This window comes from Streptomyces kanamyceticus (assembly GCF_008704495.1).
Classification (GTDB): domain Bacteria; phylum Actinomycetota; class Actinomycetes; order Streptomycetales; family Streptomycetaceae; genus Streptomyces; species Streptomyces kanamyceticus.
The window spans coordinates 9,810,418-9,824,544 of sequence record NZ_CP023699.1 but is presented as its reverse complement, the minus strand read 5'-3'; the positions used below and the strand labels follow the sequence as shown (position 1 = coordinate 9,824,544).

14 protein-coding genes and 1 pseudogene are annotated in these 14,127 nt (G+C 71.0%); 10 read left to right on the top strand and 5 right to left on the bottom strand.

Going from position 1 to position 14,127, the window contains the following annotated elements; translation table 11 throughout:
* Positions 1-267: 267 nt before the first annotated feature.
* The 3 genes from CP970_RS42430 (at position 268) to CP970_RS42420 (ending at position 5,033) form a co-directional block, all read left to right on the top strand.
* Positions 268-1,632, top strand: coding sequence for an ATP-grasp domain-containing protein (locus CP970_RS42430; protein ID WP_420855551.1), 1,365 nt, complete (start codon positions 268-270; stop codon positions 1,630-1,632).
* On the top strand, positions 1,629-3,656 hold the full coding sequence (locus CP970_RS42425) for a PEP/pyruvate-binding domain-containing protein (protein WP_055545466.1): 2,028 nt from the start codon (positions 1,629-1,631) through the stop codon (positions 3,654-3,656). Before CP970_RS42430 ends, CP970_RS42425 begins: the two co-directional genes overlap by 4 nt.
* A gap of 300 nt (positions 3,657-3,956) precedes the next feature.
* Positions 3,957-5,033 (top strand): MFS transporter, encoded by a 1,077-nt coding sequence (locus CP970_RS42420; protein ID WP_224059035.1) that lies wholly within the window; start codon positions 3,957-3,959, stop codon positions 5,031-5,033.
* Here CP970_RS42420 and CP970_RS42415 read toward each other — a convergent pair.
* Positions 4,942-5,550, bottom strand: coding sequence for a hypothetical protein (locus CP970_RS42415; RefSeq protein WP_224059034.1), 609 nt, complete (start codon positions 5,548-5,550; stop codon positions 4,942-4,944). The two genes, CP970_RS42420 and CP970_RS42415, sit on opposite strands and share 92 nt — an antisense overlap.
* A 232-nt stretch (positions 5,551-5,782) precedes the next feature.
* Here CP970_RS42415 and CP970_RS46105 point away from each other — a divergent pair.
* Both CP970_RS46105 and CP970_RS45350 read left to right on the top strand, forming a co-directional pair.
* Positions 5,783-6,073, top strand: a pseudogene (locus CP970_RS46105) (MBL fold metallo-hydrolase); the annotation flags it as partial.
* 41 nt (positions 6,074-6,114) lie between these two features.
* Complete coding sequence (locus CP970_RS45350) at positions 6,115-6,726, top strand: MBL fold metallo-hydrolase (RefSeq protein ID WP_224059414.1); 612 nt, start codon at positions 6,115-6,117, stop codon at positions 6,724-6,726.
* A gap of 268 nt (positions 6,727-6,994) precedes the next feature.
* Here the strand turns inward: CP970_RS45350 and CP970_RS42405 are convergent, their stop codons facing one another.
* Positions 6,995-7,891, bottom strand: a complete 897-nt coding sequence (locus CP970_RS42405) for a helix-turn-helix domain-containing protein (RefSeq protein ID WP_055545471.1) — start codon at positions 7,889-7,891, stop codon at positions 6,995-6,997.
* Between the two features lie 49 nt (positions 7,892-7,940).
* Here CP970_RS42405 and CP970_RS42400 point away from each other — a divergent pair, with 49 nt between their 5' ends.
* The 5 genes from CP970_RS42400 to CP970_RS42380 all read left to right on the top strand — a co-directional run bounded on the left by CP970_RS42400 (position 7,941) and on the right by CP970_RS42380 (position 11,565).
* Positions 7,941-8,891: a helix-turn-helix domain-containing protein gene (locus CP970_RS42400; RefSeq protein ID WP_224059033.1), complete on the top strand. Its 951-nt coding sequence runs from the start codon at positions 7,941-7,943 to the stop codon at positions 8,889-8,891.
* A gap of 42 nt (positions 8,892-8,933) precedes the next feature.
* Positions 8,934-9,638, top strand: coding sequence for a 3-oxoacyl-ACP reductase FabG (gene fabG, locus CP970_RS42395; RefSeq protein WP_055545473.1), 705 nt, complete (start codon positions 8,934-8,936; stop codon positions 9,636-9,638).
* A gap of 116 nt (positions 9,639-9,754) precedes the next feature.
* Positions 9,755-10,372, top strand: coding sequence for an MmyB family transcriptional regulator (locus tag CP970_RS42390; protein ID WP_317987178.1), 618 nt, complete (start codon positions 9,755-9,757; stop codon positions 10,370-10,372).
* Positions 10,373-10,459: 87 nt separating this feature from the next.
* Entirely contained in the window at positions 10,460-11,380 is a 921-nt protein-coding gene (locus CP970_RS42385; RefSeq protein ID WP_150494660.1) for a beta-ketoacyl-[acyl-carrier-protein] synthase family protein, read from the top strand.
* Positions 11,381-11,424: 44 nt separating this feature from the next.
* Complete coding sequence (locus CP970_RS42380) at positions 11,425-11,565, top strand: hypothetical protein (RefSeq protein ID WP_150494658.1); 141 nt, start codon at positions 11,425-11,427, stop codon at positions 11,563-11,565.
* A 63-nt stretch (positions 11,566-11,628) separates the two neighbouring features.
* Here CP970_RS42380 and CP970_RS42375 read toward each other — a convergent pair whose 3' ends face one another.
* The 3 genes from CP970_RS42375 to CP970_RS42365 form a co-directional block, all read right to left on the bottom strand.
* Positions 11,629-12,303 (bottom strand): helix-turn-helix domain-containing protein, encoded by a 675-nt coding sequence (locus CP970_RS42375; RefSeq protein WP_055545478.1) that lies wholly within the window; start codon positions 12,301-12,303, stop codon positions 11,629-11,631.
* 106 nt (positions 12,304-12,409) lie between these two features.
* Positions 12,410-13,105 (bottom strand): hypothetical protein, encoded by a 696-nt coding sequence (locus CP970_RS42370; protein ID WP_055545481.1) that lies wholly within the window; start codon positions 13,103-13,105, stop codon positions 12,410-12,412.
* Positions 13,106-13,185: 80 nt separating this feature from the next.
* Entirely contained in the window at positions 13,186-13,947 is a 762-nt protein-coding gene (locus tag CP970_RS42365) for a MerR family transcriptional regulator (RefSeq protein ID WP_055545482.1), read from the bottom strand.
* Positions 13,948-14,127: the final 180 nt, after the last annotated feature.

The window sequence follows — 14,127 nt, the reverse complement described above, 5'->3', positions numbered from 1 at the left end:
TGCTCGGTTCTCGGCCGAAGTAGCAGCGCAGACGGGGGACTTCGCGGGCGACCCGCCGGTCCTCCCCCACGGTCGGACTCAGGCATTTGCCTGAACGCCGGGCTTCCGCAACGGCGTCACCGGGGTCCGGCGCCTGTTCCCCTTGGAAGTGCGGGTGAACGCGCCCCGCCACGCATCCCCGGTGTCCCCCGCGCTCGGCGCTCGGCACCGGTCCGTACGGCGATACGTACCAACTGGACGAAACGGAGACGAACTTCAGTGAGCAAGGTGCTGTTAGTGCATGCCAAGGGTGGTCCGCCGCTCGGTCACGTCCTGTCCCGGGCGGCCGCGAAGGCGCAGGTGCACCTCCTGGCGCTCAGCGCTCTTCCTCCCGCCGTGGCAGGTGATGCCCGGGGACTGTGCGCCTCGGTGGTGACGCCCACCGACGCGGAGCGCGGTGATCTGGTGTCCCTGATCGTCGCGCGGGCGAAGGCCGTCGGCGCGGACGCGGTGCTCACCTTCTCCGAGTACGCGGTCGTCGCCGTCGCCGAGGCGTGCGAGGCGCTCGGCCTGCCCGGTGCGGGCGGCGCCGCCGCGCTCGCCCGCGACAAGCGCCTGATGCGCCGCACCTGGCGGCAACACGGCCTGCCGCAGCCCGAGTTCCGGCCCGTCGCCACGGAGGCCGACCTCCACGAGGCGGCCACCCACCTGCCCTTCCCGCTCCTCCTCAAGGCGGCCTGGAGCGCGGGTTCCACCGCGCACCAGATCATCCGTTCCCCGCACGAGGTGACCGCCGCATGGCGCCGGTCGCGCGACGTGATGGCCGAATCGGCCCAGTTGGGCTACGCGGAACTCCATGTGGCCGAGGCCGACGCGGACTTCGTGGTCGAGCAGATCGTCACCGGCACCGCGGCGGAGTGGTTCGACGACCCGGGCTGGGGCGACTACGTCAGCGTCGAGGGCGTCGTGGCGCGGGGCGTGTTCCACCCGGTCTGCGTCAGCGGCCGGATGCCCACCGTCGAACCGTTCACCGAGCGGGCGGGCATCACTCCCGCCCAGCTGTCCCCGGACGCCCAGAACCGGGTCGTGGCGCTCGCCCGGGATTCCGTCGACGCGCTCGGCCTGCGCGACTGCGGCATCCACACCGAGATCAAGCTCGGTGCGGACGGCCGGATGTGGCTGATCGAGACGGCCGCCCGGTTCGGCGGCGCGATGACGGTGCCGCAGATCGAGGAGGTCTTCGACCTCGACCTGATCGGCATGCTCGTCGACCACCTCCTCGGCCGCACGGTCCGCTGGCCCGAGCGCGCCCTCACCCCGGCGCAGGCTCGCGGGGCGGCGGGCTCCCTCGTCGTCCTCGCGGCCGACAGCGCGGGCGAGGCCTGGCAGGACCGCAGGGCCTGGGACTTCCCCACGGTCGCGGAGTGCGTGCCGCTGAGCCGGGGCAGCCGCCTCTCGGTCGTCGCGGAGAGTTCGCTCGCCGACGGCAGCACCGTGCCGGTCTACGACCCGGCCGCCGGAGCCAACACCATGGCGGCCCTCTGCCTGCTCTCCGCCGCTGACCCGCGCACCGTGCTCCGTGATTTCGAGACCCTGGTCGACGCGCTGCCCCGGGTCCTGCCCGCCGCGCGGCCCGAGGAGGTTGCCCGATGACCGCCCAACTGCTCTCCGGCGCCCCCGAACCCGGCACGGACCGCACGGTCGTCGGCGAGAACCTCTCCCTGCCGCTCTTCCGCACGCTCTCGGGCGTCCTCGCGGGCCACCAGTACCTCAAGGTCGTCGTCGACCGCGCCGAGGACACCTGGCACCTGCTCGACACCGCCGCCCACCCCTTCCACGTCAACTACGTCGCCACCCGCGTCCTGGGCATGGAACTCACCGCCCTTGACGCCGAACTGGACGCGTTCAACGCCTCCGTCTACACCGACCCCGGGCGCCGCTTCCTGCTCGGCGTGCTGTCCCTGCACGTCGAAGAGGACGCGGAGGGCCGCGAGCGCCCCTTCCTCGTCCTGGAGACCACCGAGGCCGACACCATGCACGGTGACCTCCTCGCCTGGTTCTACGAGTACGTGCGCGTCCGGGTCGACGGCCGACTCCCGGTGCTGCTCAAGCCCGCCAACCACGGGCAGGAGGAGGAGCTCGCGCCGATCAGCGAGCAGCGCGTGCCGCGCATCCTGAGCCACGAGCTCTTCGGCACCAGGACCAGGACCCCGCTGAACTCCGGTGAGGCGACCGGGCGGCTGCGGTTCTTCCGTACGCACCAGGAGTACGAGGAGTACACGGCGGCCGAGGCCGGGCTCGGCTGGGCCGACATCGTCGCCATGCCGTGTCTGCCGGACGACGTGCCCCGGGTGGCCGGATTCCTCAACACCGCGCCGATCACACCGCTTTCGCACACCAACGTCCTCGCCTCCGGGTGGGGCATACCCAACGCGATCGTGCGCGACCTGGAATTACTCGTCGAGCGGGACGCGCTGGACGGGGCGTGGGTCAGCTACCGGGTGCGCGAGGACGAGATCTCCCTGGAACGGCTCGACCACGAGCCGGTCCTGGAGGCCCCGTCCTGGCACCAGCAGCGCATCCGCCTCGAACCGCCCCTGCTCGAGGAGACCCCCGTCCTCGCCCTGCACCGGCTCCGCAGCGGCGACCGGGACCGGTACGGCACCAAGGCGGCCAACCTCGGCGAGCTGCACCACGTGCTCGACAGCCGCACCGCCGACCTGACCGCCTTCCACCGGCGGCCGCGCCCGCCGCGCGACAACCTGTGCGGGCATCTCGCGGCACGGCTCGGCCTGACGGAGCCCGCCGCGGAGGAACTGCGCGCCGCCGCGGCCCGGTTCGTGGCCTCGACGGTCGGCGCCCCTGCGGGCGTCGCGCTCCCCTTCGCGCTGCAGCAGAACTTCCTCGCCTCCTCCGCCCCCCTCCAGCAGGGCATCGGCAAGCTCAAGATGGCACTGGAACTCGACGCCACCGACGTCCTGGACGCGCTCTGCCTGCAGCTGCAGCACCTCATCCGGCACACGCCCGTCCCCGATTCCGTCACCCGGCAGATCAACCAGGCCTTCCCCGCCGCCGCGGGCAGCCGCCTCGTGGTGCGCTCCTCGTCCAACGCCGAGGACCTGCCCGGGTTCTCCGCGGCGGGCGTCTACGACTCCGTCACCACGGTCCACGGCACGGAGGAACTCCTGGACGCCGTACGCCAGGTGTGGGCCTCCCTGGTCTCGCCCCGCAGCGTGCGCCTGCGCCACCAGGTCGGCATCTCCCTCGACGACACGTACATGGGCGTGATCATCCAGGAGTACGTGCCCGCCTCCCTCGGCGGCGTGCTGGTCACCCGCAACCCGACGCGCGACGAGGACTTCCGCAACGTCTACCTCAACTGCTCGCCGGGCTCTCCGGAGCAGGTGGTCGACGGCTCGGTGCTGCCGCAGCAGTACCTGTACAACACGGTCGAGGGCGGGGGCCGTACGGTCGCCCTGGGCTCCTTCGGGGAGCCGCTGTCCGCCGCGACCCGGGCCCGGCTCGCCGACCTGTCCCTGACCGGACGGCTCCTGCAGTCCCACTTCAGCGGGTCGGAGTGCGGCGGGGCCGACGTGGACAAGCCGCTGGACATCGAGTGGCTCATGACCGAGCAGGGTGACTTCCGGCTGGTCCAGATCCGCCCGTACGCGCTGTGAGCCCGCGCATCCGCCGGTCCGTCACCGGGGCGGGCGGCGGCCTGACGGACACCGCACGCCGGATCATCCGCCTCAACTACGGCTTCCAGTTGCTGTTCAACCTGCTGTGGTGGATGCCGGTGTTCTACGCCTACCAGAAGGCGGCCGGGCTGAGCGACGCCGAGATCTTCGGCATCCAGAGCATCTACTACGTGGCGTTCTGCCTGTTCGAGATCCCGACCGGGCTGATCGCCGACCGGATCGGCACCCGCAACTGCCTGCGGGCCGGTGCGGTGGTCATGAGCGGCCAACCTCGCTCCGGTGCTCAGCGCCTCGTACACCGGCTTCCTCGTGCACTTCCTCGCCATCGCCGCGGGCCGCTCGCTCACCTCGGGCGCGGCGAGCGCCTATCTGTACGACGGGCTGCGGGCCGAGAAGTGCGACGAGCACTACCTGAAGGCGGAGGGCACCGCACGCGCCCTCGGCCTCGCGGCGAAGGTCGTGTGCTGGCCGCTGGTCGGGCCGCTGATGGCGCTCGCCCACCCGGCCCCCTACCTGCTCAGCGCGGTCAGCGCGGCGGGCTCGCTGGCCTGTGCCGTCGCGCTGCCCCGGCTCGCCGGAGCGGACGGCGGCAGCGGGAAGGCGGCGTCCGACCGGTCGGAGGGTGGACGCAGGGGCGGCGCCTTCCTGCGGGACGCGGGCGCGGCCCTGCGCTGCGTGGCCTCCTCGCGATGGCTGGTCCTGGTCATGGTCCAGGGCGTGGCCGTCTTCACGCTCTCCCGGATCTGCCAGGTCAACCTCTTCCAGCCGATCCTGCTCGACCACGGCATCGCGGAGGCCTCGCACGGCGGAGTACTGGCCGCGATGACGGTGGCGGAGGCGGTCGGCGCGGCCCGCCCGCAGTGGCTGAGCCGCCGCCTCACACCGGTGGCCTGGGTCTCCCTGCTCAGCCTCGTCCTCGCGGGCAGCCTGGCGGGCATGGCCTTCGGCGGACCGTGGTCCGTGGTGGCGTTGCTCTGCCTGTTCGCCGCCGCGACCGGCTTCGTCTATCCGGTCCAGCGCAAGCTGGTGAACGACGCCGTGCCCCCGCGCGCCCCGCGCGCGACGATCCTCTCGGTCGAGAGCATCGTGGATCGCGCGGTGTGCGCGCTCGCCGCGATCGCCGTGGGCGCGTACGTCTCCGCGGGGCACCTGGACGCCCTGCTGCTGCACAGCGCGCTGGCGACGGCGATCCTCCTCGGCGGCTTCCAACTGGTCCTGCACAGCGGGGTGGTGAAGCGGGGGGCGAGGCCGGATCCGGCAGGGGTCAGCGCGGCCGGTGGCCGAGGAGCTCGATCAGCCCGACCGGGAGGTACGCGGGCCGGTGGGGCCGGTCGACCTGGTACGCCAGGTAGCTGAGCGAGGCCGCGACGTGGACCTCCTCGGCCGTCTCCGCCTGGTAGACGAGCCGGCAACCGCCGGAGAGGTCCTTCGCGCGCTGCCACAACACCGGAGCGGGCTTCCGTTCCGCTTCCGTACGGGGCGTCAGGATCCGGTCGCCGAAGTCCTTCCAGGCGAAGGGCGCCGAGCCCTGCCACGTGGCGTCGACCTCGCTCCGCAACCGGGCGGCACGTTCGGCGTCGGTCGAGCCCCAGGAAGACGGCACGTTGGTGATCAGGCCGACCTTGATGTGCCGTTCGCGCAGGGACCGCAGATAGGCGGCCGCGCCCGGGTGGTAGCTGGTACTGCCGTCGTCCGCGGTGTGCACCAGGGTCTCGCCCAGGTCGAAGTACACGACGGGGCAGGCGCGTTCGACGCCCACCCGTGCCGCGCCGCCCTCCGTGTGGGCGGGTGCGGCCGCACCCGCCGTCGCGCAGAGCACGGTCGACACCAGGGCCGCACCGAGCGCGAGGCCCATCCGGACCGGTCCCCTCAAGGCGGATTCATACATGGCGTTGTCGCCCCTCTTCCGGCGCACCGGCATCCGAAGATTGTCCGGTCGGTCGTCGATCCCCCGCGCTCTACCCCTGAACACCGCCCGCCACTCATGCCGCGGAGTCCAGCGTGGCTCCGCGAACTGAAGCCCAGAGCGCCCCTCTATCTCCCCCGCACGCACTGTGCTCTACGCCACAGCACGCCCTACGGTCTGATTCGGTGACAATACGCCCATGAATCTCCCTACACAGCTCAGTCCTGTGCCTGACGCAGACGGTCTCTACCTGTGGGCTCCCGAGGGCACGGGCCTTTGGGGGTACGCGAACTGCTTGTGGATCATTTCGGGTTCCGACGCCGCGGTCATCGACACGCCGTACGACGGGCCGTTGACCGAGGCGATGATCGCCGCGGCCCGGCCCTGGCTCGGTGACCGCACCGTACGGACGGTGGTCAACACCCACGCGAACGGCGACCACAGTTTCGGGAACCACCTCTTCCCCGAAGCGGAGATCATCGCCACGAACGGCGGGCACGACCACCAGCACCACGAGCCGACCCGCAGGAGATGCACGCCCTGGTCCACAACACGCCGCCCGACCTTCCGCTGGGCCGGTACCTGCGCGATCACTTCAGCGTCTTCGACTTCACGTCGGCCCGACTCACCCTGCCCACCAAGACCTTCTCCGGGCAGCACACGTTCAGCGTCGGCGACAAGGAGGTGGAGCTGTACGAGGTGGGACCCGCGCACCACGTCGGCGACCTCGTGGCCCGCGTCGGGGACGTCGTCTGCACCGGCGACGTCTTCTTCCACGGCGACCACCCGCCGCACTGGGCGGGACCGCTGCAGAACATCATCAACGCCTGCGAGTTGGTCCTGAGCTTCGACCCGCGGGTCATCATCCCCGGGCACGGGCGGCCGACCGACCAGGCCGCGCTCGAGGAGCACCTGGTCTATCTCCGCACGGTGCAGCGTGAGGTGCACCGCTGCTACGAGGCGGGTCTCAGCGCGGAGAAGACCATGGACGAGCTGTTCCAGCGGCAGGACTTCTATCCTCATCTGGGCCTGCCGGAACGGCTGATGATCGTCATCGAGCTGGAGCACAGCCACCTCAGCGGCTCTTCGTCTCCGAGCGTCCTCGAGCTCTCCAGCAAGGCGGCCGCCTGGTCCTACCGCTAGCGAAGCCCTGAATCGGGTGCCGCCCGCCCTCTTGGGCACGAGAGAGCGGGCGGCGCCATGCCGAACGTGGGATGGCCGGGGGCGGCCGGTTCGGCTCCCGCATGCGCACACCCGAAGGATGAAGGGTTCGGCTCGCAGGTGTGGCCATCAAAGAGCAGCCACCACGCGCCCCGCAACGACTCGGCCCGCCGGAGGCCGCACGGTTTCACTGGGCGGAATCGCGCGTGCTCCGGTTCGACCCAACGGAACCGTCGGTCCCCCACCGAGCTCAGGTGTCATGGCCGTCCTGGTGGCCCGCGAGGTCGGGTTTGAAGACCAGGAGGAAGAAGCGGGCGCCGGGTGAACCCAGAGGTGTGGCCGCGCACATGGTGACGTCGCCTTCGTGGGAGGGCTCGTGGTCGCGGCAGCAGCGGCTCACTCCGCGCTCCTCCTGTGGTGGCCCGGCCCAGGGATAGCGCATGCGGCGCGTGTCGCCGTTGGGATGGACGTACGCCACGTGGTTCGCCCGGTAGATCGGGCCCGACACCGGATCGGCGGCGACTTCCTTGTCGAGCGCTTGCAGGTCCGCGTTCTCCGGGTGCTGGGCCACCGCGTTGCGCAACTGGGCGGTGAGCGGCACGGCCCACTCGGTGCCCCAGTTCACCAGGTGGTGTTCGCGGGCGGTTTCATTGAGCAGCATGTAGCGCATGAGGTTGCGCTCGGGGATGGCCGGTTCGGCGTGCGGGGTGCGGGGGAACATCCGGACGAAGTCGTCGTTGTAGGCGACGACGTTCCAGGCGACGTCGTTGACATAGCACGGCTGGCCCTCGACCCGGCCGACGGCCTCGTGCCAGGCGTGTGGCACCGTCTTGCCCGCCAACGGGTCCTGCGGGTGCGGCGGTTCATGTCCGAGTGCGTAGACGTACAGGGCGATGCGTTCGCGTTCCTTGAGCCGCAGGACCTCGGCGACGCGGTCGAGGAACTCGGCCGAGGGCGAGGCCATCTCGCCGCGCTCGAGCAGGCGGTAGGTGCGCTCCGACACGTACAGCAGCTGGGCGACCTGCGCCTGGGAAAGGCCCGGTACGCGGCGGCCGCGACCGCTGCGCGGGGGCCAGCCGAGGTCGGCCGGGTTCAGCTCCTCCCGTTTCCATTTCAGCAACTGGCGCAGGGCGGCCTTATTGTCCATCTTCCGTCCTTTCGCCCCTGGGCCGCCGCGGCGCCACCTCATATACCGGATGGGGAATTACCTGAAAATCGACTACCGGAAAAAGGTGATCCTGGTGACGGGGGCCCGGTGCTGGCCACAATGGCTGCCCGGATCCGATCGTGCTGTGGGATGCGCACGGATCCTCAACCGCGAGGGGGAGATCGCGATGGCGCAACGTGCTGCCGTCATACCGCTTGAGCAGTCGGGAAGTGCCGTTCCGCTGGAGCAGTCCGGAAGTGCCGTGGGACGCACGCTCGCCGTGCTGCGAGCACTGCGCGGGCTCGGGCCCGGGACGCATTCGCTGGCGTCCATCGCCGCCCTGGCGGAATTGCCCTCGCCGACGGCTCATCGCTATGTGCAGGCGCTGGTCGGCGAGGGCGCGGTGGAGCGGCGAGGTCCGCACGGCCACTACGCCTTTGTAGAGACACCGCATTTCTTCTCTGACTTCCCCCTAGGTATGGCCGGTCCGCCAACTGGCTTGGGTTCAGCTACTGTTCGCACTGAATTGATCACCTTACAGTCACGGACCGGTCAGATCGCGGTGGCGTACGCGGCACTTCTGATCGGCGTACCGTTGCGCGTGCAGGCGGAGACGGCGCCCGGGCCCCATGCCCAGCAGTTGGCCGCCCTCCCCCGTGCGGCGCTTCAGGCGCTGTGGCGTGCCCCGTTGGAGACCGACGCGTCGGGCTGGGTCATTCAGGCCTGTCTCGGAGACACCACCGCGGCACGGCCGTCGTTCCGCCGCATCCGTGAGGACGGGTACGCGGTCGGCCCCTCCCCCCTCCGGGACAGGGCCATCATCGCGGCGCCGGTGTGGCGGGGATCCGCCGTGGCGGGCTCGGTCAGTCTGCTGGTCGCGCACAGACAGGTCCGCACCGTCTCGGTCCGGGAACGGTACGTCCATGCCGTGATGGACGCGGCCGGCGCGATCAGCCGCCAGTTGACGCGGGCCGGAGTGCGGGCGGCACCAGCGGGCTGATACTCCTGATGGTCAACTCCACTGCTCATGAAGGGTGCTCTTGTGTCCCGTTCCGTTCTGATCACCGGCGGCAGCCGAGGTATCGGCCTGGCCGCCGCGCGGGCCTTCCAGGCGGCAGGCGACCGCGTGGCGGTGACCTACCGCACCGCCGAGCCTCCCTCGGGCGTCCTGGCGATCCGCTGTGACGTCACCGACACCGCTCAGGTCGATGCCGCGTTCAAGGAGGCCGAGGACGCGCACGGGCCCGTCGAGGTCCTGGTGTGCTGCGCGGGCATCGCCAAGGACGGGCTGCTCATGCGCATGAGCGAGGACGACTTCACCTCCGTCCTCGACACCAACCTGACGGGCACGTTCCGTGCGGTCAAGCGGGCCAGCAAGGCGATGCTCCGCGCCAGGTCCGGCCGGGTCGTGCTGGTCTCCTCCGCGGTCGGTCTGCGCGGCGAGGCGGGCCAGGCCAACTACGCCGCGTCCAAGGCCGGACTCGTCGGGTTCGCCCGGTCCATGGCCCGTGAGCTCGGCTCCCGCAACATCACGTTCAACGTGGTCGCCCCCGGACTCACCAGCACCCAGATGGCGGACGTCCTCACCGACGAGCAGCGGGAGAGCCTCGTCGCCCAGATCCCGCTGGGACGGCTCGCGCTGCCGGAGGAGATAGCGTCGGCGATCACCTTCCTCGCCTCGCCGCAGGCCGGTTACGTCACCGGAGCGGTGATCCCCGTCGACGGCGGTGCCGGGATGGGGCACTAAGCCCTGCGGGAAGGGCGCCGTCCGGGGTTCCGGAGGTGCCGCGGAAACCCCTCCAGAAGCGGTCGTTAGGCTTGCGCCACGGACGGTCATCGCGTTGCCAACCCACGGGCTTCGATATGACACGAAGGGACACGCAAGTGCATCTCGATCAGCAAGGCTTGGAGGGGTGGACGCCGATGCATGACGTCTGGCGGACTGTCGTCGAGGGAGTCACCGGGTCCATGGCCTACATCGCCGACCGCAACTGGAAGCTCAAGGCGTGCAACGCCGAGTTCGAGGCGCTCTTTCCGGGCGGCAGGGCCCCCTCCAACATCATGCGGTGGATGCTCCTGGACGAGCAGGCCCGCCAGCACACGCTGACGGACTGGTCCGAGTACTGGGCACCGGCGGCCTGCCCGGCGCTCCGGCAGGCCGTCACGGACCGCCCGGCCGACCCCGAGCTCATCGACATGGCCACCGACGTCCGGCTCGATCCCGTCGTAGGGCCCATCTACCTGGCGACCGAGTCCTCGAACGCCGTGCACCCCGACGGTGCGGTGCGACCGATCCGTCATCCGGTGAAGGGGCCGGGCTGGCTGATAACCTCCGCCGCCAATCCCCTCACCGAGATCGACGCCCGGGTCGTCATCATGCAGTTCAAGCCGGGCACGACCCGCCCTCACCAGCCTTCCCCGCTGAGCCGGGAGAACATGTGGCAGCCCCAGGCCCCTGCCTGGACTGCCGACAAGCCCTAAACCAGGCGCGGGCTACCGCACGGGTCGGAGAGGGAGTGCTCTGCCGTAGATTTGGGCCGCCGCCCGGAGATCGAAGGAGCCTGGTCCATGCCCACCGCGCTGATCGCCAGACCGTACGTTGAACTCGCCGAACATCGCGTGTCGATGGACGACTTGACCGAGGACATGGCCCGGCAGCACGCCGATCTCCCCCGGCTCGCCGCCTACCTCAGGACCGCGCGGTCCACCGGAGTCCGGACGCGGTACTTCAGCCGCCCCCTCGACGCCGTGACGGTCACGGGCGACGCGACCTTCGACGAACGCAACCGCGCCGCCTACGAGGACGCACTCGCGTTGGCCCTGCGCGCCGCGCCGCGCGCGGTGGAGAACGCCGGCCTTGAGCTGGCGGACATCGACTGCGTCATCACCAGTCACGCCACCTCCTGGACCGCCCCCAGCCTCGACACGGACCTCGTCCGGACCCTGGGCCGCCAGGGGCTGCGGCCGGACATAGCCCGCATAGCCCTGGGCTCGTACGGCTGCGCGGGAGGCGCCCAGGCGCTGGCCCTGGCGCACGAACACATCGCCGCCCACCCCGGAGCGCACGTCCTGGTCGTCGTCGCGGAGTGCCTGAGCACCGCGACCTACAACCCCGTCGACACCAGCCGCGAAAGCATGATCTACAAGGTGTTGTTCGGTGACAGCGCCGCGGCCTGCGTCGTTTCCGGTCAGGACCGCGTCGGGCAGGGCCCGCGCTTCCGTATCGACGACACCTGGCAGTACGTCATGCCCGACAGCCAGACCGTGTACGCGGGACGGCTGGACTCCCACGGCCTGCACTTCGACTCCACCCGCGAGGCCACCCGCGCCATCGGCACCGTCGCCCCCGCCCTCCAGCAGTGGCTGGACGGCGACGGGCCCGCGCTCTCCCCCGACTTCTGCGTCGTGCACGCCGGTGGCCCTGCCATCCTCAACCACGCGCAGACGGCACTCCGCGTCGACCCGACCCTGGCTCCGACTCCGCGATAGAAGCCCGCAAGGGCCCGCTGCGTCACTCCTGGGACAGCCTGGAGATGTGCGGCAACCTCGGCGGCGCGTCCGTCCTCGACGTGCTGCGCCGCTCGTTCGACGAACCCTCCCCCGGAGACCAGGGCGTACTCCTCGGATTCGGCCCTGGATTCGTCGTCGCCGCCTGCAAACTCACCCGCGCCTGAAAACCGGCCCCGACCGGCCCGTGGGCAAGGGAGACCGCGGGTACCCGATGTGCACCGGCGGACTCAGGCGTAGCCCGCACAGTGCGCGTTGTTGCCCTTGCCGGTCACGCCTTTGGTCTTGGAGACGGGTCCGGCGTAGTCGGCGCCGCAGCTGCTCCGTTGCCACTGGACGAAGACGGTGTTGCGACTGATGCCCGCGTCGCGGGCCGCCTGCTGGGCATCGGTATGGGCCTCGACCCATGCCACAAGAGTGCGGCGGTGTCGGTCGTCGAGCGGTCCCAGAACCGTTCGGGCCCAGGCGGCGGCGCGCTCGTTGCCCAGCAAGTCCGCCAGGTTCGGCGGCAGTTGACGGGCGTGGGATTCAGGAGCGGCGCCACAGCCCGCGAGGGCGAGGGCCAGCTGGACATCGGCTCGGAACCGGACGTCCAAGAGGTCGTGACCGAGCGCCTGCTCCGCCCTGCGCAGATGGGCGGAGACGGTGTTGTGGCTGAGCCCGAGCAGCCGCGCGACGGCCGAGCGGGAGAGGTTCACCGCCAGGCGCGTGACCTCGGCGCTGAGCGTGGGGATCGACGCCAGCGGCTGCAGGAGTCCGTGGGCCCACGAGAGGGCGGCCTGACGGGGCAACAGGACGCCTTCCAGCGGCGTCCGGCCGTGAACAGCTTGGCTGTAGACCCCGGCAGTCGACTCGAAGGGGTGCGCGCCGCTGATGCCCAGTGCGAAGCGCGGGTCGTCGTGCACCAGGCGGCGCAGGGTCGTACGGCCAGGCCGTACGACCCTGCCGGGCCGTCCAATCCAACCGGGCCACCCGACCCCTCAGTCTCCGCGTCCTCGGCGAGCAGGCAGATCAAGTGCTCGTGGAACACCGGGCAGTGCACCATGAGATCCGCCCCGTGGTACCGGAGGGATCCTGGTGGGCCAGGGCGAGCCGGTCGCGCTCCCCCGGTGGGCAGTGCAGCAGGTACAGGCGCAGCCGATCGGCCTCCAGCAGTGGAGGAACAGCACCGACCGTCATGCGGCGGGCCGGCGTCGGACCGCCCGTCAGCAGCGCCTGCAGCACGGCGAATCGCAGTTGGCGCGCCTTGTCCCGGTAGTTCCGTCGGATCCGGTAGCTGCCCCGTGCCTGGCGCAGCAGGGTCAGGGCGGTGCCCGCGTGCGCGAGGAGCGCGGCCGCCTCCGGGGACAGCTCGGTCCGTCCGGCTGCCACCAGCACCGGATGCGGCTCCTGGGAGCCGAGGGCCTCACAGCGCAGATGCAGACCCCCGGTGTAGGTCACGGTCGTGGCCAACTCCCCGCCGGAAAGGCGCGCGAGCAGCTCGGCCACCGGCCGCAGGACCGCCCGAGGGAAGCCCGGGCCGCTCACCTCCACCGCGTGCGCGTCACTCGCGATCAACGCGATCTCGGCACCGGTCTGCTGGTGCGCCCAGTCGAGGATCCTCCGCACGTCCGGGTCGGCCCCGCGCGACACCTGCCGCCGCACCTCGCACATCAGCCCGTTCAACTGCCCGATCTGACCCTGCGTCTGCGTCTGCGCGACTGCCACGGAACCACCCCATCGCCGCCGTTCCGCTGCACGTACCCATGCGCACCACCGCACCCCCGTGGCGGCGGCCCGGTCCCGGCTCAGCGCAGCCGAGTCGCGGCGTACGCCTCGATGGCGGCCCGCTGGTACGCGGCCAGGCCCGGCGCGATCCCCTCGTACGCCGCGCGCCAGTGCTCGTTCTCCACGCAGGTGCGCCCGATCGCGCGGTACTCCTCAGCGGTGGCTGCCCTGATCCGGGCCAGGGTCCGGTACTGGGTGTCGATCTCGGCCTGCACCTCATCGGCGTCGGCGGGCAGGCCCGCGGCCAAGAGCTCCGCCAGCCGGATCATCTGCGCCGTGCGCTCGCGCTCGTCGGCCTCGCTCTCGGCCTCGCTCATCGCCGCGGCGTGCCGCTCGACGGCCCCGACCAGCTCCGGGCAGCCGTGCAGGGCCTTCATGCAGTGGGCAGACCGGATGCCCTCGAACAGGTTCTCCGGTCGGCTGATGCTGATCATGTCTGTGCCGTCCTTCCTGTGCTGCTCCAGTTCGGCGATCGTGCGGGCGACGGTGCCGGCCAGGGCATCCAGCCGGTCGCGCTCGGCGAGCAGCCGACGCCGATGGCCCCGCAGGGCCTCCAGCTCGTCGACCTGCGCGGCCAGGATGCGGCCGATCTCCGGCAGTCCCAGGCCCAGCGCCCGCAGCACGAGGACCTGCTGCAGGCGCAGCAGCTGACGCTCCTCGTAGTAACGGTGGCCGTTGGACCCGATCCAGGCCGGTGGCAGCAGGTCGATCTCGTCGTAGTGCCGTAGCGTCCGGGCCGTCACACCCGACATCCGGGCGACCTCCGCGATCGGCCAGGCCATCGCCGCCTCCCTCACTCGCGCCTCCCGGGCCGGGATTTCCCGCCCTGTTCAGGACGGTAGAGGCTGCCGCTGCGGCAGCTTCAAGCCCGACCACGTGACACATTACAGAGCGAGCGCACATAGTCCGCTCTTGCAATAACCCGCGCACGCAAGTATTGTCTTCACGTGTAAGGAGCGCCT